Raw genomic sequence first — 23,909 nt, 5'->3', positions numbered from 1 at the left:
AACACATAGTAGGGGTCTAGCATGGCAGAAGCCGCAAAAAAACCGAGGCCGGAATACCGGAACATCGGGCTTGGGCAGATATTGTTCGCATACCGCCTGCCTCTGGCCGGTCGTGTGTCGATCGGCCACCGCGTCAGCGGTGCGTTGTTGTTCCTGTTCCTGCCTTTCATCTTGTTCCTGTTGGACCAGAGCCTCACTTCGGAGCTTAGCTTCGAGGTATTCAAGGGCTTCCTCTCCAATATCATCGTCAAGCTCATCGTGCTGGTCCTCGGGTGGGCGTTCCTGTTTCACTTCTGCGCTGGCGTGCGTCACCTGTGCATGGACTTCAACCATGGCCTCGTGAGCAAGGAAAAAGGCAAGTCGACCTCCCTCGTCGTCGTGATCATCTCCACGGTCCTCACGATCGCCTTTGCGGCAAAACTCTTCGGAGCGTTCTAAAAAATGTCGGCTAATAACGGTATCGGTCCGAAGCGCCTTGTCGTCGGCGCTCACTACGGCATTCGCGACTGGATCGCGCAACGCGCCACCGCCGTGATCATGGCGATCTACACGATCGTGCTGCTCGTGCTGTTCTTCGGCGCGCACGACTTCTCGTATGACGGCTGGGCCTCCATCTTCGCCGCGCAGTGGATGAAGCTCGCGACGTTCGTCACCCTGATCGCGCTGTTCCTGCACGCGTGGGTCGGTGTGCGTGACATCTGGATGGACTACATCAAGCCGGTCGGCCTGCGCATCACGCTGGACGTCCTCACGATCGCATGGCTGCTGGGCAGCCTCGGCTACGCCGCTCAGATTCTCTGGAGAGTGTAAAAGAATGGCTGCAATCAAGAATTCATTGCCGCGTCGCAAGTTCGACGTGGTCATCGTCGGTGCTGGCGGCTCGGGGATGCGCGCTTCGCTGCAACTCGCGCGCGCTGGCCTGTCGGTTTGTGTGCTCTCGAAGGTATTCCCCACGCGTTCGCACACGGTGGCGGCCCAGGGCGGCATCGGCGCCTCGCTCGGCAACATGAGCGAAGACAACTGGCACTACCACTTCTACGACACGATCAAGGGCTCCGACTGGCTCGGCGATCAGGACGCGATCGAGTTCATGTGCCGTGAAGCGCCGAACGCCGTGTACGAGCTCGAACACATGGGCATGCCGTTCGACCGTAACGCCGACGGCACGATCTACCAGCGCCCGTTCGGCGGCCACACGGCCAACTACGGCGAGAAGCCGGTCCAGCGCGCCTGTGCTGCTGCTGACCGTACCGGCCACGCGCTGCTGCACACGCTGTACCAGCAGAACGTCGCGGCGAAGACCACGTTCTTCGTCGAATGGATGGCGCTCGACCTGATCCGCGACGCCGACGGCGACGTGCTCGGCGTGACCGCGCTCGAAATGGAAACGGGCGACGTCTACATCCTCGAAGGCAAGACCACGCTGTTCGCCACGGGCGGCGCGGGCCGGATCTTCGCGGCATCGACCAACGCGTTCATCAATACCGGTGACGGCCTCGGCATGGCGGCCCGTTCGGGCATCGCGCTGCAGGACATGGAGTTCTGGCAGTTCCACCCGACCGGCGTGGCCGGCGCGGGCGTGCTGATCACGGAAGGCGTGCGCGGCGAAGGCGGCATTCTGCGTAACTCGAACGGCGAGCGCTTCATGGAGCGTTACGCGCCGACCCTGAAGGACCTGGCGCCGCGCGACTTCGTTTCGCGTTCGATGGACCAGGAAATCAAGGAAGGCCGCGGCGTGGGTCCGCACAAGGACCACGTGCTGCTCGACCTTTCGCACATCGGCGCCGAGACGATCATGAAGCGTCTGCCGTCGATCCGCGAAATCGCGCTCAAGTTCGCGAACGTGGACTGTATCAAGGAGCCGATCCCGGTCGTGCCGACCATCCACTACCAGATGGGCGGCATCCCGACGAACATCAACGGCCAGGTCGTTGGCACGCCCAAGGGTCACGAAGAAGTCGTCAACGGCTTCTACGCCGTGGGCGAATGCTCGTGCGTCTCGGTGCACGGCGCAAACCGTCTCGGCACGAACTCGCTGCTCGACCTCGTGGTGTTCGGCCGTGCGGCTGGCAACCACATCGTCAAGCACGTCAAGGAGCTCAAGGACCACAAGCCGCTGCCGGCCGACGCCGCCGACTTCGCGCTCTCGCGCCTTGCCGAGCTCGACAAGTCGACCTCGGGCGAGTACGCGCAAAGCGTCGCGAACGACATCCGCGGCTCGATGCAGAAGCACGCAGGCGTGTTCCGCACGTCGAAGCTGCTGGCAGACGGCGTGAAGGACATCGCGGAGATCGCTGAGCGCGCGAAGCACATTCACCTGAAGGACAAGTCGAAGGTGTTCAACACGGCGCGCGTGGAAGCGCTCGAAGTGGCGAACCTTATCGAAGTTGCACGCGCAACGATGGTTTCGGCTGAAGCCCGTAAGGAAAGCCGTGGTGCACACGCACAGAGCGACTTCGAACACCGCGACGACGAAAACTGGCTGCGCCATACGCTCTGGTTCAGCGAAGGCGACCGACTCGATTACAAGCCGGTCCACATGCAACCGCTGACCGTCGAGTCCGTGCCGCCGAAGGCGCGTACGTTCTAAGGCACACGCCAGTCAAAAGGAATTGGAAATGGCCAAACGCATTTTTGAAGTCTATCGCTACGACCCGGACAAGGACGCGGCGCCGCGCATGCAAACGTACGAGCTGGAACTCACGCACGAGCGCATGCTGCTCGACGCGCTGGTCAAGCTCAAGGAACTGGACGAGACGCTGTCGTTCCGCCGTTCGTGCCGTGAAGGCGTGTGCGGTTCGGACGCCATGAACATCAACGGCAAGAACGGTCTCGCGTGCCTCACGAACCTGAACGACCTGCCGGCGAAGATCGTGCTGCGTCCGCTGCCGGGCCTGCCCGTCGTGCGCGACCTGATCTGCGACTTCACGCAGTTCTTCAACCAGTACCACTCGATCAAGCCGTACCTGATCAACGACACGCCGCCGCCCGAGAAGGAGCGTCTGCAGTCGCCTGAGCAGCGTGACGAACTCGATGGCCTGTACGAGTGTATTCTGTGCGCAAGCTGCTCGACTTCGTGCCCGAGCTTCTGGTGGAACCCGGACAAGTTCGTCGGCCCGGCAGGTCTGCTGCAGGCTTACCGCTTCATCGCGGACAGCCGCGACGAAGCGACCGGCGAGCGCCTCGACAACCTCGAGGACCCGTACCGTCTGTTCCGCTGCCATACGATCATGAACTGCGTCGACGTTTGCCCGAAGGGCCTGAACCCGACGAAGGCGATCGGCAAGATCAAGGAACTGATGTTCCGCCGCGCGGTTTGATGTTGTTGTTCTGAAATGGAATCGCACCAGTCTGACCCCCATCGTCGCGCGCGCCTTCGCTGGCGCGCGCGGCGCGGCCTGCTCGAAAACGATCTGATTTTTGAGCGGTTTTTCGAGCGCTATGAGCATGAACTCAGCGACGCCGACGTGGGCGCTCTCACGCGCCTGCTCGAGCTGAGCGATAACGACCTGATGGACTTGCTGCTCGCGCGCAAGGAACCAGAAGGCGACCTTGCCGACCCGGACGTGAAGCGGGTGCTGGAGCTGCTTCGGAACGTCTGAGCGCGGCGGCAATATGGAGGCGCCGCGCCCGACGTACAAAATTATCGAATCCCGTGTTTATCTTCGATTGAGGATGTGCTATGACCCCGTCTGATGTAAAAGCCACGCTATCGTTCAGCGACAATTCGCCGAGCGTCGAACTGCCGATCTACAAGGGCACGATGGGCCCGGATGTGATCGACATCCGCAAACTGTACGGTCAGACCGGCAAGTTCACGTATGACCCGGGCTTCATGTCGACGGCGTCGTGCAACTCGGCGATCACGTACATCGACGGGGACAAGGGCGAGCTGCTTTACCGCGGCTACCCGATCGACAACCTCGCGCAAAACGCCGACTTCCTCGAAACCTGCTACCTGCTGTACCGCGGCGAACTGCCGAACGCGGCGCAGAAGGAAGAGTTCGTGAAGACCGTCACGCAGCACACGATGGTTCACGAGCAAATGCAGTTCTTCTTCCGCGGCTTCCGTCGCGACGCGCACCCGATGGCGATTCTGGTCGCCGCAGTCGGCGCGCTGTCGGCGTTCTATCACGACTCGCTCGACATCAATAACCCGAAGCATCGTGAAGTTTCGGCGATCCGTATGATCGCGAAGCTGCCGACGCTCGTCGCCATGGCGTACAAGTACTCGATCGGCCAGCCGTTCGTGTATCCGCAGAACAATCTGTCGTACAGCGCGAACTTCATGCGCATGATGTTCTCGAACCCGTGCGAAGAGTACAAGGTCAACGACGTGCTCGTGCGCGCCCTCGACCGTATCCTCATCCTGCACGCCGACCACGAGCAGAACGCTTCGACGTCTACCGTACGTCTGGCCGGTTCGTCGGGTGCGAATCCGTTCGCGTGTATCGCTGCGGGTATCGCCTGTCTGTGGGGCCCGGCGCACGGTGGTGCGAACGAAGCCGCACTGAACATGCTGGAAGAAATCGGCTCGCCGGACAAGATTCCTGAGTTCATCAAGCAGGTGAAGGACAAGAACTCGGGCGTGAAGCTGATGGGCTTCGGCCACCGCGTGTACAAGAACTACGATCCGCGTGCGAAGCTCATGCGCGAAACGTGCTACGAAGTGCTCAACGAACTGGGCCTGCACGACGATCCGCTCTTCAAGCTCGCCATGCAGCTCGAAAAGATCGCGCTGGAAGACGAATACTTCGTGTCGCGCAAGCTGTACCCGAACGTCGACTTCTACTCGGGCATCGTGCAGCGCGCACTGGGCATCCCGACCTCGATGTTCACGTGTATCTTCGCGATGGCACGTACGGTGGGCTGGATTGCGCAGTGGAACGAAATGATCGCCGACCCCGAGCAGAAGATCGGCCGTCCGCGTCAGCTGTTCATCGGCGAAACGCCGCGCGAAGCGAAGCCGATCTCGCAACGCTAAGCAGTTTCGCTTTGCCACGCCGCGCGCTCGATGGCGCGCCGCGTGCGAGCTCTCATGCAAACGCCCCGACGGGTTATCGCCCGTCGGGGCGTTTTCTATTTGAGGCCGCGGCCGCGCTCAAATCCAGCCGTCGATCTTCAGCCCGCTCGCCGCTTCCGCCTCCTCGCGCGTGACCTCGCGCACCGTCTCGCCGAAGCTCCATACGTGGCCTTCGGGGTCGCACGCCACATAGACGCGGTCGCCGTAGAACTGGTCCGCCGGCTCGCGGATGATCTTTGCCCCGGCGGCGCGGGCGCGTTCGCAATGCGCGTCGAGGCCGCTTTTCAGCTGCACGTGGACCGACTGCGTGTTCCTGCCTTCCAGTTCGGCGGGGCTCGTGTAGGGCATGCCGGCCCAGCCGCCGCAAATCATCACGTAGCCGTCGCCAAAGCGCATTTCCGAGTGACCGAGCTTCCCGTCCGGCGACGTGACGACGAACTGGCGCGTAAAGCCGAACGCCTTTTCGAGCCAGTCGAGCGCGGCGAACGGATCGCGATAGTAGATGGCAGACCCGAAGGCCGGACGCGGCGAGAGGTTGCTCATGCTTGTCTCCCAGGCAGTACGTGTGACGAATCTAGCACCAGCGTGGTGCGATTGCGCGCAGCGCGCTCACGCCCGGCCTTTACCTCCCACGTAATCGTCAGCTCGCACGGCATCGACGACGATGTCGCTCATCGGCACACCCCACCCGCAAGGAGCGACGACCATGGCAACTCTCAACGCCCGCCAACCCGGCTACATCCGCATCGACGACGATACCGCGCTGCACTATCGCGACTGGGGCGACGGCGCACCGCTCGTGTTCCTCTCGGGCTGGACGCTCAACGCCGACATGTGGAACTACCAGTGCGCGCCGCTCGCGGCCGCGGGGTTTCGCTGCGTGGCCTACGACCGCCGCGGGCATGGCCGCTCGAGCGACCCGGGCCGCGGCTACGACTACGACACGCTCGCCGACGATCTCGAAGCTGTCCTTGCCGCCCGAGGTCTGGAACGCGCCACGCTGGTCGGCCATTCGTTCGCGAGCGGCGAGATCGTGCGCTATTTGAGCCGCTACGGCTCGCGCCGCGTGGCAGGCATTGTGCTGCTTTCGCCGGCGTCGACGCCGTGCTTGCTCAAGACTGCTGACAATCCTGGCGGCCTCGATGCGAGTCTTTTCGAAGCGTCCATCGAAGAGATGCTCACGTCGTTTCCCGACTGGATCTCGCGGCGCGCCGAGGCTTACTTCAGCCCCGGTACATCGCACGCGGTCATTCAGTGGACGGCCGACATGATGCTGAACGCGTCGCTGTACGGCGCGGCGCAGCTGTCGCGCGTGCAGATGGTCACCGACTTTCGCCGCGAACTGGCCGCGATCGACGTGCCGGCGCTCGTGCTGCACGGCGACTGCGATGCCTCGGCGCCGCTCGAGATAACCGGACGTCCCACGGCGGCCGCGCTCGAGCACGCGACGCTGAAGGTCTATGAGGGCGGCACGCACGGCATGTACTTCAACCACGCCGCGCGTGTGAACGACGATATCCGGGAGTTCGTCAAGCGGTGGCAGGCATGAAACGCGACACGTCCAGTTCGCGGAACCACGTCGCGGATACAAGTCGTAATCAGGGCCTGGCCGCTCGCGCCGGGCGCAACGGAATAGTGCCCCCGCGCCCCTCGTTTTGCAGATGACACGCGGCCGGCGCGAGCCCGCTCACGCGCTGCGTGCCAGGCGTACCGATGGAGTCTTCACGGCCAAGGCGCACAGCCCGTGCGCTGCGAGGCCGGTCCGTCGAGAGGGGCGACATCATGCGCAAACTTCTCGTCTTCACGGCGCTGGCCTGTCTGGGCGCCTGCACGACGTCGGCCACGTCGCAGCAGCCCGCGGACGCGTCGTCTTACCCGCCGCCCGACTGCCGCACCGTCACCGGCACTGCCGAGATCGACGGCGCGCCGCAGGTGATCAGCGGTCTCGCCTGCCTGCAGCCCGACGGCACCTGGCAGATCGTGCAGGGTAACGACGGCACGCTGGTCTACCCGGTGGCATGGACCGACGCGACGACCTGGTACGCCGGTCCATGGTACGGCTGGTGGCCGCCGGTGTTCGTGGGCGGCTCGTTCGTGTTCGTCGATCACTTCCATCACTTTCATCACATGGATCACGTCTTTCCTGGCGGCCCACATATGCATCCGGGGCCAGGCATGCACGGCGGATTTCATGGCGGTTTCCACGGTGGTCACGGCGGCGTCTGGAGCGGGGCGGGTGGCATGCATGGCGGCTCGCATCGCTGAAACCCACCGCACGGCCTGATTTGCGCACGGCGAATCCTTTATGATGGAGCGCGCCTTCCCACCCGAGACGCTCCATGTTTTTTGCCGCGCATTCCCTGCATCGCCGCCTGAGCATTGTGATCGGCACGCTCGCGATCCTCGTCGGCATGCTGGGTGCGCTCGGCACCTTCCTCGTCGTGCGCAGTCTCGCCGCCGAGTTCAACACGACGCTGCGCGATGCTGCCGCGCACGTGCAGACCGGCGTGCCGCATCGCGCGATCGAGCCGCGCGGCGACAGCGACGCCGCCGACAATTTCGTCGTGCAGATCTGGTCCGCCGACGACGGCGAAGTCCCGAGCCGCACGAGCAACGCGCGTATCGCGCTGCCGCGCGCGCCAAGCGGCTTCTCGTCGGTCGAGTACGACGGCGAGTCATGGGACGTGTTCGCACTCGCCGCCGGCGACGAATACATTCAGGTAGCCGAATCGCGCAGCATGCGCAATCGCAACGCCTTGCGCGTGGCGTTCTGGAGCCTGTTGCCGGTACTCGCGCTGCTGCCACTGCTCGCGCTCACGATCGCGGTGACGGTGCGCGTTTCACTGCGGCCGCTGGAGCGCGTCGGTCGGCGTGCGGCGAAGGTCGATCTGCACGACCTCAAGCCGCTCGAAGTGCGGCAGGCACCCGTCGAGCTGCGACCCTTCGTCGAGTCGATCAATCGTATGATCGAGCGCCTTTCCGTGCTCGTGAATGCCGAGCGCATGTTCATCGCCGATGCCGCGCACGAACTGCGCTCGCCGATCTCCGCCATGCAGTTGCAGATCGACAACCTGCACAACGCGCCGCCCGAACAGTACCCGGAGCGCTTCGAGGAACTGCGCCGCGGCATCGTGCGCACCGGGGCGCTCGTTTCGCAGCTGCTCGGTCTCGCGCGCGCCGAAATCGGCAGCACGCAACGCGTGCTGGCGGAGGTGCCGCTCGCGCAAGTCGTCACTGACGTGCTGGCCGACCTGCTGCCGCTCGCCGACGCGCGCGGCGTCGATCTGGGCGTGACGCGCCTCGACGACGTGACGGTGCGCGCAACCGAAACAGACATGCGCGTGCTCGTGCGCAACCTCGTGGACAACGCGATTCGCTATAGCCACGCAGGCGCGAACGTGGACGTGGCGGTGCGTCGCGAGGACAAAAGTGTCGTCATCGACGTGATCGACAACGGACCCGGCATCGCCGAGGCCGATTTGCCGCGCGTGTTCGACCGGTTTTTTCGCGCGGGTGGTCATCGGGGTGACCCGCGTGGTAAGCACGACTCGCACGGCAGCGGCCTTGGTCTCGCCATCGCGCAGGCGGTAGCGCGCAGCTATCGCGGGTGCGTGACGCTCGCGAACCGGCGCGATGGGCAAAGCGGAATCGTCGCGCGTATCGAATTACCGCGCGAGCTGCCGCGCGCGTGAGCACCGCGTCGATCTAGCGAGCACAGGTCAGGCAAAATCCGGGGAAGCATGCGAAACAAGGGACGGACACGATGCGCATTCTGCTGATCGAAGACGATCTGCTGATCGGCCCAGCGCTGCTGCGCGCGTTGAAGGACGCGTCATACAGCGTCGACTGGGTGCGCACGGGCGAGAGCGGTCGCGACGCCATTCGCGACGGCTCGTATACGGCGGTGCTGCTCGACCTCGGTCTCGGCGATATGAGCGGGCTCGACGTGCTGCGCACGCTGCGCGAGTCGCAGGACGCCACGCCCGTGCTCATCATCACCGCGCGCGACGACGTGGACACGCGCGTGGAAGGCCTCGATCTCGGCGCCGACGACTATCTCGTGAAGCCATTCGAGAGCAAGGAGCTGCTCGCGCGCATCCGCGCCGTGGTGCGACGCAAGTCGGGCTTTGCCTCGCCGACCATGGGCAGCGGCCGCGTCACACTCGACATGAACGCGCGCCGCCTCACGTTCGACGGTCAGTCCGACGATCTCTCCGCGCGCGAATACGCGCTCATGCTCGCGTTGCTCGAGCGGCCGGGCGCGATCCTGTCGCGACAGCAAATCGAGGAGCGGCTCTATGGCTGGGGTGAGGAAGTGGAAAGCAACGCGGTCGACGCCGTAATCTACAGCGTGCGCCGCAAGTTCGGTCACGCGGTGATCCGCAATGTGCGCGGGCTCGGCTGGGCCGTGTGCGTGTGAGCGTCGGCGCAATCGAAGAAAAAAGCGCGCAAAAAGCTGCGCGCTGTAAAAACCGCGGCGGGCGCGGGGCTCGCCGCGTGGCGCGATGCGCGGGGGAAGGTCACGCATCGCGCTCGAACTTACGCCAGCAGGCGCTGCCAGGGTTCCTTCTGCCACGCACGGCTAAGCGAGGCGAGCAGCGCGACTTCGCTTTCGGACACGTGCCGGTCCGAATACACGGCCACATGGCACAGATTCAGCACTTCGGCACGCAGCGCGGGATCGTCGAGCTCGCGCATCACCTGCTGCATCACGTCGGAGTCGAGCTTGCACGCATCGCTCCAGTTCAGGTGCGAAGTGGTCTGCAAGTCTTCGCAGAGGCCCTTGAGGATGTCGCCGAATTCGCCGGGCGCAAGGCCGAGCCGGTCGGCCAGGCGCGCGCGATGGACGGCTGCAAGCTCCTCGCTGCTCAGGTGGCCGTCTGCGAGCAGCGCGACGGCGACGATGCGGCCCGCGGCTTGCGGGCTGTTGCAGGTATAGGTACGCATGGTCAGGAATCCTCTTCAAACGTGATGTCGATAAAACGGCAGGCGCAGCAGCGGCTCAGTCGAAGATGTCCTGCAGCCACGACTTGCGACGGTGGCTGTTGCCGCGGTAGCTTTCGTGAGCGCGGCGCGGGGCATAGTCGCCGTGTTGCGCGCTGTGCTTCGAGCCGTGCTGGCGGAATGCCTGTGCATCGCCTTCGTTGCGGTAGTGCCGGTTGCCGCTGCGTTCGATCAGCTTGTCGAGTTCGCCGCGATCGAGCCAGACGCCGCGACACTGCGGGCAGTAGTCGAGTTCGACGCCCTGACGCTCAGTGAGCGAGAGGGTGACGTCAGGGCAGTTGGGGCATTTCATGATGCGCTCCGTGATGAGTGACAGGTCATCGAGGCCCGTGCCGTCTTGCCTGAAGGGCAACGCGGCCTCGATGGAAACCATCCTGACAGAGCAAAATGAGCGAAGAATGAGGAGCGCGCCGGCCCGACGCCGGTCAGGCGGCCGGCCACGCTAGAACTGGTAATTGATCGAGACGTCGCAAACGCCGCCCGTCTTCGACTGGATGATCGGGCTTTGCGAGGCGCTGCCGAGCAGGCGCTTGATGGCGCCGTCCGCGCTCACGAACCAATGTTTGTTGACGAAGTAGACCATCGTGATGCCGAAGCCGGCCGACTTGAGGCCCGCGCTCGCGTCGTACTGACGGTAACCCGACGCGGCCGCCTGCTGCGGCGTCACGCCAAACCAGCTCTGCATGTAGTTCGAGTCGGCGAATGTGACCGAGGGGCCGGCGAACCAGTAGAAGTTCTGGTTGCTGCCGGGCAGCGGCATATAGGCGCCGAGATCCGCGGTCCAGCCGTTCGAACCGCCGAAACTGCGCGTGAAGGCGGTGCGGAACACGAGCGGAAAGTCCTTCGAAATCACGTACTCGCCGGCGATCTTCAATTCGGGCGCCGGGTTGATGTTGCCCATGCCGTGCAGCCGCGTCGGGTCGTCCTGGCCGCGCCGTCCGAGGTCGTAGGCCCCGGCGACGCTCACGCGCCAGTTCGGGCCCTGCAGAACGTTGACGCCGAAGCCTTCGCCCGTCGAACCGAACAGGATGTCCTTGTAGCGCAGATCGATGCTCGGCCCGACCAGCGTGTGATAGCGGTCCGAGCCGTCGTAGCGCGGTTCGAAGGTGGCGCCCACGCCGAGCCGCGCCTCGAAGTCGGGACGGTTCGGCTGAAACATCTTTTCCAGCGGAATGCCCGCGGAATATTGCCATTCGCCGAGCGGCGAGGGGGTCTGCGCCTCGGCACGCGGGGCGAGCGCGGCGAGAGCGCATGCCGCAGCGGCGAGAGACACACGCTGCGTGGCCCGCGAGCGGCGCGGCGCCGATGGTTTTATTCTGTTTTTTCGTTGTTGCGCAGTGCGGATTGCGAGTGGCATGAAGCCTCCGGGTTTGCCTGGTGAGCCGCGGCGTCGTTCGTTGAGTGCGACGCACTCACAATGGAACTCCGCGCGGCCGGGCTCGTCGAGCAAACCTCGTGCCTGGCTTGTCCATGACCGGGCGGCGTCCGCCCCGGCGACTCGCCGCGCCCCCCGGTGGCGATGGCCGTCGAAAGCGTGAAACGAGTCTTGATGATCAGGAAACCTAATTGAATTGCGGAGGCTCCGCGCACCGTTCTGGAGCGCCGCAATCACCCGATTAAACCTTGGCGCCGATTTGCCGTTAGACAGCTATGGACCTCGGCGATGCGGCCCCCCTGTGTCGCGGAACCCGAAGCCCATGTTGCACCGTTCTCACAGCGGTCACCAACTTGCGCCGGTCGTGGTCGGGCCGGCGCATCCCCTTTTTTGTATCCCCGAACCCTTTTGACGCACGGCCGAGCGGCGCCCGCTACGGCGTGGCGCCCCTGCGCGCCGATGACGCGCGCGCCGGGTAACGCTGATACAGGTATCGCGACTACCACCCAACTCCCTGTTTTTTATCGCTTTTTTTCGGAAGGGGTCCTGTGGTGAGCGGGTTTCGCGTGGCATAATCGATTCACACTGTATTGCCCCGCAGTCAAACATTTCCCCGCACATCATGGCAAAGACGCTCTACGACAAATTGTGGGACACCCATGTGGTCCACACGGAAGACGATGGCACGACGATTCTCTACATCGACCGTCATCTGTTGCACGAAGTCACCAGTCCGCAGGCTTTCGAAGGCCTGAAACTGCACGAGCGCCCGGTGTGGCGCATCAGCGCGAATCTGGCCGTTTCCGACCACAACGTGCCGACCACGGATCGCAGCCACGGCATTGCCGATCCGGTCTCGAAGCTGCAGGTGGACACGCTCGATTCGAACTGCGACGCCTTCGGCATCACGCAGTTCAAGATGGCCGACCAGCGCCAGGGCATCGTGCACATCGTCGGTCCGGAGCAGGGCGCGACGCTGCCCGGCATGACCATCGTCTGCGGCGACTCGCACACGTCCACGCACGGCGCGTTCGGTGCGCTCGCGCACGGCATTGGCACGTCTGAAGTCGAGCACGTGCTGGCCACGCAAACGCTCCTGCAAAAGAAGAGCAAGAACATGCTCGTGAAGGTCGAGGGCCAGCTGCCGCGCGGTTGCACCGCGAAGGACATCGTGCTCGCCATCATCGGCAAGATCGGCACGGCGGGCGGCACGGGCTACGCCATGGAGTTCGGCGGCTCGATGATCCGCAGCCTCACGATGGAAGGCCGCATGACCGTTTGCAACATGGCGATCGAAGGCGGCGCGCGCGCCGGCATGGTCGCCGTGGACGACACCACGATCGAATACCTCAAGGGCCGTCCGTACTCGCCGCAAGGCGCGGAGTGGGATCAGGCCGTCGAATACTGGAAGAACTTCCGCACCGACGAAGGCGCGCATTTCGACCGCGTGGTCGAACTGAGCGCGGCCGACATCGTGCCGCAGGTCACGTGGGGCACGTCGCCGGAAATGGTCACGGCAGTCGACAGCCGTGTGCCGGACCCCGAGCGGGAGAAGGACCCGGTCAAGCGCGACGCGATGGAACGCGCGCTGCAATACATGGCGCTCGAACCGAATACACCGATCGAGTCGATCAAGCCGGACAAGATTTTCATCGGCTCGTGCACGCACGCACGCATCGAAGACCTGCGCTCCGCCGCTTACGTCGTGAAGAAGCTCGGCCGCCGCGTGGCGCCGAACATCCGCCTCGCGATGGTCGTGCCGGGCTCGGGTCTCGTGAAGGCGCAAGCCGAGCGCGAAGGCCTCGACAAGGTGTTCACCGAAGCCGGTTTCGAATGGCGCGAGCCGGGCTGCTCGATGTGTCTCGCGATGAACGCCGACCGGCTGGAGCCGGGCGAGCGCTGCGCGTCCACGTCGAACCGCAACTTCGAAGGCCGTCAGGGCGCGGGCGGTCGCACGCACCTCGTGAGCCCGGCCATGGCAGCCGCCGCGGCAATCGAAGGCCATTTCGTCGACATTCGCAAGCTGGGCTGAGCAGAGGCTACACGGATCATGGAAAAATTCATCGTACACACCGGCGTCGTGGCGCCGCTCGATCGCGAGAATGTCGATACCGACGCGATCATTCCCAAGCAGTTCCTCAAGTCGATCAAGCGCACCGGCTTCGGCCCGAACGCCTTCGACGAATGGCGTTACCTCGACCACGGCGAGCCTGGCCAGGACAACTCGAAGCGCCCGCTCAACCCGGACTTCGTGCTGAACCAGCCGCGTTATCAGGGCGCCTCGGTGCTGCTCACGCGCAAGAACTTCGGCTGCGGCAGCTCGCGCGAACACGCGCCGTGGGCGCTCGACCAGTACGGCTTCCGCGCGATCATCGCGCCGAGCTTCGCGGACATCTTCTATAACAACTGCTTCAAGAACGGCCTGCTGCCGATCGTGCTTTCCGAAGCGGATGTGGATCACCTGTTCAACGAGACGTATGCGTTCAACGGCTTCCAGCTCACGGTCGATCTGGACAAGCAGGTCGTGCGCACGACCGACGGCTCGAAGGAATATCCGTTCGAAGTGGCCGCGTTCCGCCGCTACTGTCTGCTGAACGGCTTCGACGACATCGGCCTCACGCTGCGTCACGCCGACAAGATCCGCCAGTACGAAGCCGAGCGCCTCGCGCGCCAGCCGTGGCTGAACAACCGCGTGCTCTGATAACTGCACATACGCACACTGAACAAACAGCGAGGAATCACAGGATGAAGATTGCAGTGCTGCCGGGCGACGGCATCGGTCCCGAGATCGTCAAGGAAGCCGTCAAGGTGCTCAATGCACTCGGCGAAAAGTTCGAGCTGGAAGAGGCGCCGGTTGGCGGCGCGGGCTACGAGGCTAGCGGCCATCCGCTGCCCGAGGCAACGCTCGCGCTGGCGAAGTCGGCCGACGCGATCCTGTTCGGCGCCGTGGGCGACTGGAAGTACGACAAGCTCGAGCGCGCGCTGCGTCCCGAGCAGGCCATTCTCGGCCTGCGCAAGCATCTGGAACTGTTCGCGAACTTCCGCCCGGCGATCTGCTATCCGCAGCTCACGGGAGCGTCGTCGCTGAAGCCGGAAATCGTTTCGGGCCTCGACATCCTCATCGTGCGCGAACTGAACGGCGACATCTATTTCGGCCAGCCGCGCGGTACGCGCGAAGCGCCGGACGGCAACTTCAAGGGCGCGCGCGAAGGCTTCGACACGATGCGCTATGCAGAGCCCGAAGTGCGCCGCATCGCTCACGTGGCGTTCCAGGCCGCGCAAAAGCGCCAGAAGAAGCTCACTTCTGTCGACAAGGCCAACGTGCTCGAAACGTCGCAGTTCTGGAAGGACATCATGATCGATGTCTCGAAGGAATATCCGGACGTCGAGCTGTCGCATATGTACGTCGACAACGCGGCCATGCAGCTCGTGAAGGCGCCGAAGGCGTTCGACGTGGTGGTGACCGGCAACATGTTCGGCGACATTCTCTCGGACGAAGCCGCGATGCTCACGGGCTCGATCGGCATGCTGCCCTCGGCCTCGCTCGACAAGAACAACAAGGGTCTGTACGAGCCGTCGCACGGTTCGGCACCGGATATCGCGGGCAAGGGCATCGCCAATCCGCTCGCCACGATCCTTTCGGCTGCCATGATGCTGCGTTACTCGCTGGGCCGCCCGGAACAGGCGGACCGCATCGAGAGCGCGGTGAAGAAGGTGCTGGAACAAGGCTATCGCACCGCCGACATCGTCACGCCGGACTGCAAGCAGGTCGGCACGGTGGCAATGGGCGATGCGGTGATCGCAGCGCTGTAAAGCCGCACGAAGGGCATGCCGTTTCAGGCGTGCCCTTTTTTGTTTCGCGCGCCTGAACGGGCGTCCAAATAGCGGAAAGCATGGTTTTTCCGCGCAAATTAACTGTTTCGTGTATATTGCTTCGATGGCGAAAATCTCCCAGATCACGACTGTTACGAACATCCACGGCATGAAAGCCCGTGCGATTTCGATCGCCATCACCACGAAAACGACGATTATCAAAACGATCACCATTCGTTGATCGCTCGTCGTGCCCGCTCATCTTCCCCGCGCGGCCACGCCGGGCGAGCGAAGCGGGGAAGTGTCCATCTCAAGGGTTAGTCATGAACGTAGGTCTCGTAGGTTGGCGCGGCATGGTCGGCAGCGTGCTGATGCAGCGCATGCAGGAAGAACGCGATTTCGACCTGATCGAACCGGTGTTTTTCAGCACCAGCAACGCAGGCGGCGCGGCTCCGTCGTTCGCCAAAAACGAGACGAAGCTCAAGGACGCGAACAGCGTCGACGAGCTCAAGAAGTGCGACATCATCATCACTGCCCAAGGCGGCGACTACACCAACGAGGTGTATCCGAAGCTGCGCGCGGCAGGCTGGAACGGCTACTGGATCGACGCCGCCTCGGCGCTGCGCATGAAGGACGACGCCGTCATCATCCTCGACCCGGTCAACCTCGACGTCATCAAGGACGCGCTGGTCAAGGGTCAGAAGGACTTCGTCGGCGGCAACTGCACGGTCAGCCTCATGCTGATGGCGCTGGGCGGCCTGTTCCGCGAGAACCTCGTCGACTGGATGACGGCCATGACCTACCAGGCCGCTTCGGGCGCGGGCGCGCAGAACATGCGCGAACTGCTCTCGCAGATGGGCGCGCTCAACGCATCGGTTGCGGGCGATCTGGCGAATCCGTCGTCGGCGATCCTCGACATCGACCGCAAGGTGCTGGCCACCATGAACAGCGACGCCATGCCGACCGAACACTTCGGCGTGCCGCTCGCGGGCTCGCTGATTCCGTGGATCGACAAGGATCTCGGCAACGGCATGTCGAAGGAAGAGTGGAAGGGCGGCGCGGAAACCAACAAGATTCTCGGCAAGCCGGCCATGGGCCAGCCGGGCTCGATTCCGGTCGACGGCCTGTGCGTGCGTATCGGCGCGATGCGCTGCCACTCGCAGGCGCTCACGATCAAGCTGAAGAAGGACGTGCCGCTCGACGAGATCGACGGCATCCTCGCTTCGGCCAACGACTGGGTCAAGGTCGTGCCGAATCAGCGCGAGGCGTCGATGCGCGATCTGTCGCCGGCCGTGGTGACGGGCACGCTGTCGGTGCCGGTTGGCCGTCTGCGCAAGCTGGCCATGGGCGGCGAGTATCTGTCGGCCTTCACGGTGGGCGACCAGCTGCTGTGGGGCGCGGCTGAACCGCTGCGCCGCATGCTGCGCATTCTGCTCGACAAGTGAATGAATTAAACTACGCGGCTAATGACGCGTAGACAGGGTGAAAAGCGCCGCGCCAGTCGCGGCGCTTTTTTATTGCATGCTTTTTATTGCATGCATCGATGCAATCGCCCCGAAGCACACACCTATTTGATCGACAGCCGCAAGAGCGGTATGCCAGGGCAACTGATGATCGTTCGATTTGATTCTGTTTCCGCCGCGCCTCGCGCGAAGCGCGCCCAAGGGCGGCGCGCCATCCGCGCCACCGTGGCGGCGGCGAGCTTCCTGTTCTGCGGCCTCGCCGCTGCGCAGGGCGGCGCGAGTGCGGCGCAAGGCGCGGCAGGTGCCAGTGCCCCCAGTGCTGCATCGTCCGTCGCGGCGGCGGTGAGCATCGCGGGGCAATACACCGTTCGTCCCGGCCAGTCGTTGCATGACGTGGCCGTCGACCTCACGCAGTCGCACGACAAGGGCACGCTCGCACGCATGAGCCACGCGCTCTTCGATGCGAACCCCAGTGCGTTCATCAAGCAGGATCCCAGCCGCATGCGCGTGGGTGCGACGCTGAACGTGCCGGCCACGCCGGACGTTTCGAGTGCGCCGCAGGGCATGACGGCGGCATCGGGTGGGGCTGCAGCTTCGGCTGCCGCCAGCGCTGCCGCCACGGCGGCCGCACCTGCTGCACCTGCCAGCACCCCGGCCGCTGCTTCGAGCGGCGCTGCCGAGGCGGTAGCGGCTGCATCGTCGGCGGCTGCTGCCGCAACGGGCGGCGCGAGTTCGGCAAGTGCTGCCGCGACGACTGCGGGGACTACCTCGGCAGTCGCAGCGAGCGGCCCCGAAGCGCCGGCGCCAGGCGCTTCTGGTGCCGCTGCCATGGGCGCCAGCGCCGCGGCGCCGGCGTCGGCGGCCAGCGACTCGCACGTATGGAGCGGTGCGGTTCAGCAGGCCCCGGCCAGCGGCGCATCGGCACAAGGCGCGAAGGCGCCCGTGACCGTCTCCAGCCTGCAGCAGCTCCTCGCACTGAAGAACCGCGTGCTGATGGCGTTGCAGCAGCACGGCATCGGCAAGCCGGCGCAAACGGCGGGCGGCGCGTCCGCGGGTGCGCCTGCTACCCAAGGCGGCGCGCCTGTGCAGAACGGTGCGGCGAACGCCGGCCCGGCCGGCGGCCAACCAGAAGTCTCGCCGAGCGCCATGGGTGCCGTGGCGGCGATCGTCGTCGCGCTGCTGGCGTTGTTCGTGCGCCTGCTTACGCGCAAACGCAAGAAACCGGCTAAGCAGGCGCCTGCGGTTTCGCCCGAAGCGCACGAGCCGACACCGTCTGGGTCGGCTGCTGCCGCCGTTGCCGCCGCGCCTGTGGCCGACGAGCCGCCGGTGTTGCACGAGCCGATTTCGCGCGCCGGGGATGAGCCGGGCGTGAACGAAGTCGCGCCTCTCGAGGAAGCGGAGTTTGTGCCGCCGGTTGCGCCGGCTGAACCCGCTGCGAACGAAGTCGCGATCACGCCGGTGCCCACCCCAGCCGTGACTGCCGCGCCGCTCGAACACGACGAAGCGCTGCCGCCGACGCTCATCGACACACTGCACCCGGCCCCTGCGCAAGCGCCTTCGGCAGCGCAGGAAGCTCACGCGGCCCCCGAACTGCCGCACGACGTCGAACCGGCGGAGCCGCAGACGCTTGCGGACGCGACCAACGCGGCCAGCCTCGCCGCAGCGGCGGAGTTGGGCGCGGATGCGCTGCCGCCCGAAAGTCTCGGCGCGCCGCGCACAGCCGAAGACGCCGAAGCGCTGGCGCGCACGCTGGAGGAACCGGCGCACGCCCAAAAGCCTGCTACGCCCGATCTCGCGCTCGACTTCGGCGACGGCGCACCGCAAGCCGCGCAACCGCAGCAAGCCGCGCAGGCGCCGCAGGCCAAACCGCCCGTCGCGACACCGCCCATCACCGAAGCCTTCGAGCGCCCGCCGGCGCCGCTTACCGCACCTGAAACCCCATCAGTACCCGCAGTCACCGCAGAGGACATGAGCTACGCCGAAGTCCCGATCGCGTTCCCGCAAGATGCAGTAGACGCGCTGGGTGGCCTCGACCTGCCCCTGCCGCCGCGTATCGGGGAGCCGGTCATGCCCACGGCGCCGCTCTCGACCGAGCCGGCCGCCACACCCGAGGCGTCGGCGCGTCTTTCTTCGCCGTTCTTCGACCCGCCTCCGCCGCTGGCGGGCCAGGCCATCGAAGCGGGTACGGCGGGCGCCGGCGCGCTCGCGGGCCTCGGCGCGCCGCGCTTTGGCGCGCTCACGCTCGACTTCGACCTGAACCTGCCGCCCGATTCGGCCGAGCCGCTGCCGGTCTTCACACCCGAGCAGCTCGCGCGCATCGCGCGCAACAAGCTCGACCTCGCGCACGAGTACATCGCGCTTGGCGACGTGTCCGGCGCCCGCTCGCTCATCAACGAAGTGATCGAGTCGAACGACCCCGCCACGCGCAGCGACGCGCAGGCGCTGCTGTCGACGCTCGCTCCGCTTTCGTGACGCTGCTGCAAGCCGTATGCGTATCGCGCTAGGAATCCAGTACGACGGCGCCGCGTTCTGCGGCTGGCAGTCGCAGCCGCACGGCAAGACGGTGCAGGACGCGCTCGAACGCGCACTGCGCGAGTTCGCCACCGTGCCGCTGTCCACCATCGTCGCGGGCCGCACCGACACGGGCGTGCACGGACTCGGCCAGGTGGTGCACTTCGACACTGACCTCGACCGCACGCCGTTCTCGTGGGTGCGCGGCACCAACGCGTTCCTGCCCTCGACGGTGGCCGTGCAGTGGGCCAAGCCGATGCCCGACGCATTCCACGCGCGCTTCGCGGCGTTCGAGCGCACCTACTACTACGTGCTCTACGTGAACCCGGTGCGATCGCCGATGCTGGCGGCCCGCGCGGGCTGGATCCATGCGTCGCTCGACGTCGATGCCATGCGGGAGGCGGCGGCATGCCTCATCGGCGAGCACGATTTTTCGTCGTTCCGCTCGTCGGAATGCCAGGCGAAGACGCCGGTCAAGCATCTGTACCAGATCGACATCCGGCCGCAGGGCGACTTCATCCACTTCCGCTTTCGCGCCAACGCGTTCCTGCACCATATGGTGCGCAACCTCATGGGTTGCCTCGTGGCCGTGGGGCGAGGGCGCTATCCGGCCGCGTGGATGGCCGAGGTGCTGGCGGGCCGCGACCGCACCGCCGCCGCGCCGACCTTCATGCCCGATGGCCTCTATCTCGCCCAGGTAGGCTATCCTGATGAGTTCGCGGTACCCGCGCCGCATACTGCGAGCGTGCCGTGGAGCGCGATCTGGAGCGACGCGCCCGAAGGCCGTGCCTGAAGCGGCCCGCACCGCAAATCGCCCCAGTCAATCACGTTGCGATTGAAGCATCGAGACCAACACCGCATCCAGAACCATGACGTCAGCCGAGCAACTCGCCCCCGCGCACCGCACCCGCATCAAGCTGTGCGGACTTTCGACGCCCGAGGCGGTTGCGCACGCCATCGACCTGGGCGCCGACGCCGTCGGTTTCGTGTTCTATCCGCCCAGCCCGCGTTCGGTGAGCGTGGCGCAGGCGGTCGAGCTCACGCGCGACCTGCCGCCGTTCGTCTCGGTCGTGGGCCTCTTCGTGAACGCCACGCCGCAGTGGATGAGCGAAGTGGCCAGCAATGTCTCGCTCACCATGCTGCAGTTCCACGGCGACGAAACGCCCGAGCAGTGCGAGTCGCTGGCTTCCGTTGCCGGTTTGCCCTGGTTGCGCGCGCTGCGAGTCGCGGCCGATACTCGGCAGGCCGATTTGATAGAATCGGCTAATCGTTATTCATCAGCCAGCGGCCTGTTGTTCGACACCCATGTCGAAGGTTACGGCGGCGGCGGAAAGGTCTTCGATTGGTCACTTATTCCCGCAGGGCTCGCGCGTCGGGCCGTTTTGAGTGGTGGCTTGAACGCGCAAAACGTCAGTGATGCGATACGCCAGGTGCGTCCGTTCGCTGTCGATGTCTCCAGTGGCATCGAAGTGCCGGGCGCAAAGGGCGTGAAGGATCACGCCCGCATGGCGGCGTTCGTACGCGCGGTGCGCGAAGCGGACGCGGGATGAAATCCGGGGCGCATGCCCCTTTGGCCGGGACGGCCCGCGCAACGCGGGTCCTTCCAAGCCCGGCCGAGCGAGTGACTTATGTACAATTTGCCAGATGAACGCGGCCACTTCGGCCCTTATGGTGGCGTATTCGCTGCCGAAACCCTCATGCAGGCGATCGACGAACTGCGCGACGCCTACGCGAAATTCAAGGACGATCCCGACTTCCGTGCCGAATATGAGCGCGAGTTGAAGCATTTTGTCGGCCGTCCGTCGCCGATTTATCACGCACAGCGGTGGAGCGAGCTGCTGGGCGGCGCGCAGATCTATCTCAAGCGCGAAGACCTGAATCACACCGGCGCGCACAAGGTGAACAACGTGATCGGCCAGGCGCTGCTCGCCAGGCGCATGGGCAAGCCGCGCGTGATCGCCGAAACCGGTGCAGGCCAGCACGGCGTGGCCACCGCAACGATCGCGGCGCGCTTCGGCATGGAGTGCGTGGTCTATATGGGCGCCGAGGACGTGCGCCGTCAGGCCGCCAACGTCTATCGCATGAAGCTGCTGGGCGCCACTGTGGTGCCGGTCGAGTCGGGCTCGCGTACGCTCAAGGACGCGCTCAACGAAGCCATGCGCGACTGGGTCACCAACGTCGAAAACACCTTCTACATCATCGGCACCGTGGCGGGCCCGCACCCGTACCCGATGATGGTGCGCGACTTCCAGCGCGTGATCGGGGACGAATGCCGCGTGCAGATGCCCGAAATGACGGGCCGCCAGCCCGACTCCGTGATCGCCTGCGTGGGCGGCGGATCGAACGCGATGGGGATCTTTTACCCGTATATCGACGACACTTCGGTGCAGTTGATCGGCGTCGAGCCTGCCGGCGACGGCATGGACACGGGCCGTCACGCCGCCTCGCTCGCGGCGGGCACCGTGGGCGTGCTGCACGGCAACCGCACGTACCTGCTGCAAGACGAGAACGGGCAGATCATCGAGACGCATTCGGTTTCGGCGGGCCTCGACTACCCGGGCGTCGGTCCTGAGCACGCGTGGCTCAAGGACAGCGGCCGCGCGCAGTATGTCACCATCGACGACGAGGAAGCGCTCAAGGGCTTCCACGACTGCTGCCGCATCGAAGGCATCATCCCCGCGCTCGAATCGAGCCACGCGCTCGCGTACGCGGCGAAGCTCGCACCGACGTTGCCGAAGGAGAAAATCCTGCTGGTGAACCTGTCGGGCCGCGGCGACAAGGACATGCACACGGTCGCTGAGCGATCGGGCATCCAGTTCTGAGCGCCCGGAGCGACACAAGCGATGCGTGACGAGTTCGACGAGCCGCAGATGCCGGCGCCCGTGGCCGAGGTGAACGCCGAAGCGGCTGCTCTGGAGGCCGCAGAGGCGGTCGCCAACGCGGCCGCCGAGTTACCCATACTCGCCACGGTGCCGGAGACCATCCGGCTCCTGAACCGCGATTTTCTGACCGATGCAGCCAACCTGCCCGACGCCTCGATCGATCTGATCGTCGCCGACCCGCCCTATGGGCTCGGCAAGGACTACGGCAACGACTCCGACATGCGCTCGGGCGAGAACTTCCTCGCCTGGACGTATGAATGGCTCGACCTGGCGATTCCGAAGCTCAAGCCCACGGGCTCGCTCTACGTGTTCTGCACGTGGCAGTACGCGCCCGAGATCTTCGTCTATCTCAAGTCGAAACTCACGATGATCAACGAGATCGTCTGGGATCGTCGCGTACCCAGCATGGGTGGCACGACGCGCCGCTTTACCTCGGTGCACGACAACATCGGTTTCTTCGCGGTGTCGAAGAATTACTACTTCGATCTCGATCCTGTCCGCATCCCGTATGATGCCGCCACGAAGAAGGCGCGTTCGCGGAAAATATTCGAAGGTAGCAGGTGGCTGGAGCTCGGCTATAACCCCAAGGACGTCTGGTCCGTCTCGCGGCTGCATCGCCAGCACGCGGAGCGCGTGGATCATCCCACCCAGAAGCCCTTGGAGATCGTCGAGCGCATGGTGCTCGCGAGCTGCCCGCCGGGCGGCCGCGTGCTCGACCCGTTCATGGGCAGCGGCACCACGGCAGTCGCTTGCGCACGTCAGCAGCGCGAATTCGTCGGCTATGAAATTAACGAAAGTTACTGCGCGATCGCGCGCGAACGCGTCAGCGCGGCCGCCGCAAGCGCCGTTGCGGCCGGCGCCTGATGCGCCGCCGCCGGACCCACGCGCAGTAACGCCTAAAAGCTGAGGACCCTGAAATGTCCCGTATCAAGACCACGTTCGAGGCGCTTGCCGCCCATGGCCGCAAAGGCCTGATCCCGTTCATGACGGCCGGCGACCCCGACCCCGCGCGCACCGTCGAGTTCATGCATGCGCTGGCCGCAGGCGGCGCCGACGTCATCGAGCTGGGCGTGCCGTTTTCCGATCCGATGGCCGACGGCCCCGTGATCCAGCAATCTTCCGAGCGCGCGCTCGAGAAGGGCGTGACGCTCAAGAGCGTATTCGCCGACGTGAAGCGCTTCCGCGAAACCGACGACAAGACGCCCGTCGTGCTCATGGGCTACGCGAACCCCATCGAGCGCATGGGCGCCGATGCGTTCGCGCAGGCCGCGAAGGAAGCGGGGGTGGACGGCGTGCTCGTGGTGGACTACCCGCCCGAGGAGTCGGTCGAGTTCGCGGCGAAGATGAAGGCCGCCGACATCGATCCGATCTTCCTGCTCGCGCCGACTTCGACCGATGAGCGCATCGCCGAAGTAGGACGCGCCGCGAGCGGCTATGTTTACTACGTCTCGCTCAAGGGCGTGACGGGCGCCGCGAATCTGGACGTTTCGAGCATCGCGGGTAAAATCCCGGCGATCAAGAAGCATGTCTCGCTGCCCGTGGGCGTGGGCTTCGGCATTCGCGACGCGCAAACGGCCGCTGCCGTCGCGCAGGTTTCGGACGCCGTGGTGATCGGCAGCCGAATCGTTCAACTGCTCGAACAGGCCGCGCCGGAGACGGCCGCCGATACCCTCACGGAGTTCATCACGGGCATTCGGTCGGCGCTGGACGAAGTCTCCGCCGGGTAGAGCTGGCAGGCTAGCGTAGTTGGCTAGATTCGAGACTGCTGTAAAATCCACTTTTCGCCATGCGCGGTCGGGGTCGGAACCCGGTCGGTTTTACCGATCGGGCGATGAAAC

The 23,909-nt window shown here is 65.1% G+C and carries 24 protein-coding genes; 20 read left to right on the top strand and 4 right to left on the bottom strand.

What is annotated here, in order from left to right; genetic code table 11:
- Nucleotides 1-21 precede the first annotated feature (21 nt).
- The 6 genes from sdhC (at nucleotide 22) to gltA (ending at nucleotide 4,984) form a co-directional block, all read left to right on the top strand.
- The gene (gene sdhC / locus AB3X99_RS06740) at nucleotides 22-438 is read left to right on the top strand and encodes a succinate dehydrogenase, cytochrome b556 subunit (protein WP_069261396.1); all 417 of its coding nucleotides are present in this window, start codon (nucleotides 22-24) and stop codon (nucleotides 436-438) included.
- A gap of 3 nt (nucleotides 439-441) precedes the next feature.
- On the top strand, nucleotides 442-810 hold the full coding sequence (gene sdhD, locus AB3X99_RS06735) for a succinate dehydrogenase, hydrophobic membrane anchor protein (protein WP_042273220.1): 369 nt from the start codon (nucleotides 442-444) through the stop codon (nucleotides 808-810).
- Nucleotides 811-814: 4 nt separating this feature from the next.
- Nucleotides 815-2,590, top strand: coding sequence for a succinate dehydrogenase flavoprotein subunit (gene sdhA / locus AB3X99_RS06730; RefSeq protein ID WP_069261395.1), 1,776 nt, complete (start codon nucleotides 815-817; stop codon nucleotides 2,588-2,590).
- Nucleotides 2,591-2,618: 28 nt separating this feature from the next.
- Entirely contained in the window at nucleotides 2,619-3,320 is a 702-nt protein-coding gene (locus AB3X99_RS06725; protein ID WP_069261394.1) for a succinate dehydrogenase iron-sulfur subunit, read from the top strand.
- Between the two features lie 15 nt (nucleotides 3,321-3,335).
- The gene (locus AB3X99_RS06720; RefSeq protein WP_028202905.1) at nucleotides 3,336-3,602 is read left to right on the top strand and encodes a succinate dehydrogenase assembly factor 2; all 267 of its coding nucleotides are present in this window, start codon (nucleotides 3,336-3,338) and stop codon (nucleotides 3,600-3,602) included.
- Nucleotides 3,603-3,682: 80 nt separating this feature from the next.
- On the top strand, nucleotides 3,683-4,984 hold the full coding sequence (gltA, locus tag AB3X99_RS06715; protein ID WP_133183860.1) for a citrate synthase: 1,302 nt from the start codon (nucleotides 3,683-3,685) through the stop codon (nucleotides 4,982-4,984).
- Nucleotides 4,985-5,101: 117 nt separating this feature from the next.
- On the opposite strand, the gene AB3X99_RS06710 is transcribed toward gltA, so the two are convergent.
- Nucleotides 5,102-5,566 (bottom strand): VOC family protein, encoded by a 465-nt coding sequence (locus AB3X99_RS06710; RefSeq protein WP_368616474.1) that lies wholly within the window; start codon nucleotides 5,564-5,566, stop codon nucleotides 5,102-5,104.
- A gap of 163 nt (nucleotides 5,567-5,729) precedes the next feature.
- On the opposite strand from AB3X99_RS06710, the gene AB3X99_RS06705 reads away from it, so the two are divergent.
- The 4 genes from AB3X99_RS06705 to AB3X99_RS06690 all read left to right on the top strand — a co-directional run bounded on the left by AB3X99_RS06705 (nucleotide 5,730) and on the right by AB3X99_RS06690 (nucleotide 9,443).
- The gene (locus AB3X99_RS06705; RefSeq protein ID WP_368616473.1) at nucleotides 5,730-6,572 is read left to right on the top strand and encodes an alpha/beta fold hydrolase; all 843 of its coding nucleotides are present in this window, start codon (nucleotides 5,730-5,732) and stop codon (nucleotides 6,570-6,572) included.
- Nucleotides 6,573-6,805: 233 nt separating this feature from the next.
- Entirely contained in the window at nucleotides 6,806-7,288 is a 483-nt protein-coding gene (locus AB3X99_RS06700) for a hypothetical protein (RefSeq protein WP_342946966.1), read from the top strand.
- 74 nt (nucleotides 7,289-7,362) lie between these two features.
- On the top strand, nucleotides 7,363-8,715 hold the full coding sequence (locus AB3X99_RS06695) for a sensor histidine kinase (protein ID WP_368616472.1): 1,353 nt from the start codon (nucleotides 7,363-7,365) through the stop codon (nucleotides 8,713-8,715).
- A 71-nt stretch (nucleotides 8,716-8,786) separates the two neighbouring features.
- Nucleotides 8,787-9,443 carry a response regulator transcription factor gene (locus tag AB3X99_RS06690; RefSeq protein WP_321930572.1) on the top strand — a complete coding sequence of 219 codons (657 nt, stop codon included), beginning with the start codon at nucleotides 8,787-8,789 and terminating at the stop codon, nucleotides 9,441-9,443.
- A gap of 119 nt (nucleotides 9,444-9,562) precedes the next feature.
- On the opposite strand, the gene AB3X99_RS06685 is transcribed toward AB3X99_RS06690, so the two are convergent.
- The 3 genes from AB3X99_RS06685 to AB3X99_RS06675 all read right to left on the bottom strand — a co-directional run bounded on the left by AB3X99_RS06685 (nucleotide 9,563) and on the right by AB3X99_RS06675 (nucleotide 11,300).
- A complete protein-coding gene (locus tag AB3X99_RS06685; protein ID WP_368616471.1) occupies nucleotides 9,563-9,970 on the bottom strand; it encodes a TerB family tellurite resistance protein in 408 nt (135 codons plus the stop codon).
- Between the two features lie 55 nt (nucleotides 9,971-10,025).
- Entirely contained in the window at nucleotides 10,026-10,319 is a 294-nt protein-coding gene (locus AB3X99_RS06680; protein ID WP_069261840.1) for a zf-TFIIB domain-containing protein, read from the bottom strand.
- A 150-nt stretch (nucleotides 10,320-10,469) separates the two neighbouring features.
- Nucleotides 10,470-11,300: a MipA/OmpV family protein gene (locus AB3X99_RS06675; RefSeq protein ID WP_368616470.1), complete on the bottom strand. Its 831-nt coding sequence runs from the start codon at nucleotides 11,298-11,300 to the stop codon at nucleotides 10,470-10,472.
- 724 nt (nucleotides 11,301-12,024) lie between these two features.
- Here AB3X99_RS06675 and leuC point away from each other — a divergent pair.
- The 10 genes from leuC to trpA all read left to right on the top strand — a co-directional run bounded on the left by leuC (nucleotide 12,025) and on the right by trpA (nucleotide 23,798).
- Nucleotides 12,025-13,434, top strand: coding sequence for a 3-isopropylmalate dehydratase large subunit (gene leuC, locus AB3X99_RS06670; RefSeq protein ID WP_368616469.1), 1,410 nt, complete (start codon nucleotides 12,025-12,027; stop codon nucleotides 13,432-13,434).
- 18 nt (nucleotides 13,435-13,452) lie between these two features.
- A complete protein-coding gene (leuD, locus tag AB3X99_RS06665; protein ID WP_069261385.1) occupies nucleotides 13,453-14,103 on the top strand; it encodes a 3-isopropylmalate dehydratase small subunit in 651 nt (216 codons plus the stop codon).
- Between the two features lie 44 nt (nucleotides 14,104-14,147).
- Nucleotides 14,148-15,215 (top strand): 3-isopropylmalate dehydrogenase, encoded by a 1,068-nt coding sequence (gene leuB, locus AB3X99_RS06660; protein WP_069261384.1) that lies wholly within the window; start codon nucleotides 14,148-14,150, stop codon nucleotides 15,213-15,215.
- Between the two features lie 323 nt (nucleotides 15,216-15,538).
- A complete protein-coding gene (gene asd, locus AB3X99_RS06655) occupies nucleotides 15,539-16,660 on the top strand; it encodes an aspartate-semialdehyde dehydrogenase (protein ID WP_069261383.1) in 1,122 nt (373 codons plus the stop codon).
- A gap of 165 nt (nucleotides 16,661-16,825) precedes the next feature.
- Complete coding sequence (locus AB3X99_RS06650) at nucleotides 16,826-19,150, top strand: FimV/HubP family polar landmark protein (RefSeq protein ID WP_368616468.1); 2,325 nt, start codon at nucleotides 16,826-16,828, stop codon at nucleotides 19,148-19,150.
- Between the two features lie 16 nt (nucleotides 19,151-19,166).
- Nucleotides 19,167-19,982, top strand: a complete 816-nt coding sequence (truA, locus tag AB3X99_RS06645) for a tRNA pseudouridine(38-40) synthase TruA (RefSeq protein WP_368616467.1) — start codon at nucleotides 19,167-19,169, stop codon at nucleotides 19,980-19,982.
- Between the two features lie 76 nt (nucleotides 19,983-20,058).
- Nucleotides 20,059-20,739 carry a phosphoribosylanthranilate isomerase gene (locus tag AB3X99_RS06640; protein ID WP_069261381.1) on the top strand — a complete coding sequence of 227 codons (681 nt, stop codon included), beginning with the start codon at nucleotides 20,059-20,061 and terminating at the stop codon, nucleotides 20,737-20,739.
- Nucleotides 20,740-20,817: 78 nt separating this feature from the next.
- Nucleotides 20,818-22,011 carry a tryptophan synthase subunit beta gene (gene trpB, locus AB3X99_RS06635; protein WP_368616466.1) on the top strand — a complete coding sequence of 398 codons (1,194 nt, stop codon included), beginning with the start codon at nucleotides 20,818-20,820 and terminating at the stop codon, nucleotides 22,009-22,011.
- Between the two features lie 21 nt (nucleotides 22,012-22,032).
- On the top strand, nucleotides 22,033-22,935 hold the full coding sequence (locus AB3X99_RS06630) for a site-specific DNA-methyltransferase (RefSeq protein ID WP_368616465.1): 903 nt from the start codon (nucleotides 22,033-22,035) through the stop codon (nucleotides 22,933-22,935).
- 53 nt (nucleotides 22,936-22,988) lie between these two features.
- Nucleotides 22,989-23,798 carry a tryptophan synthase subunit alpha gene (gene trpA / locus AB3X99_RS06625; protein ID WP_342946973.1) on the top strand — a complete coding sequence of 270 codons (810 nt, stop codon included), beginning with the start codon at nucleotides 22,989-22,991 and terminating at the stop codon, nucleotides 23,796-23,798.
- Nucleotides 23,799-23,909 lie beyond the last annotated feature (111 nt).

This window comes from Paraburkholderia sp. BR10882 (genome assembly GCF_040948855.1).
Taxonomy (GTDB): domain Bacteria; phylum Pseudomonadota; class Gammaproteobacteria; order Burkholderiales; family Burkholderiaceae; genus Paraburkholderia; species Paraburkholderia nodosa_A.
Note: the sequence above shows the minus strand (reverse complement) of the source record. Positions and strands in the feature narration are given on the sequence as shown.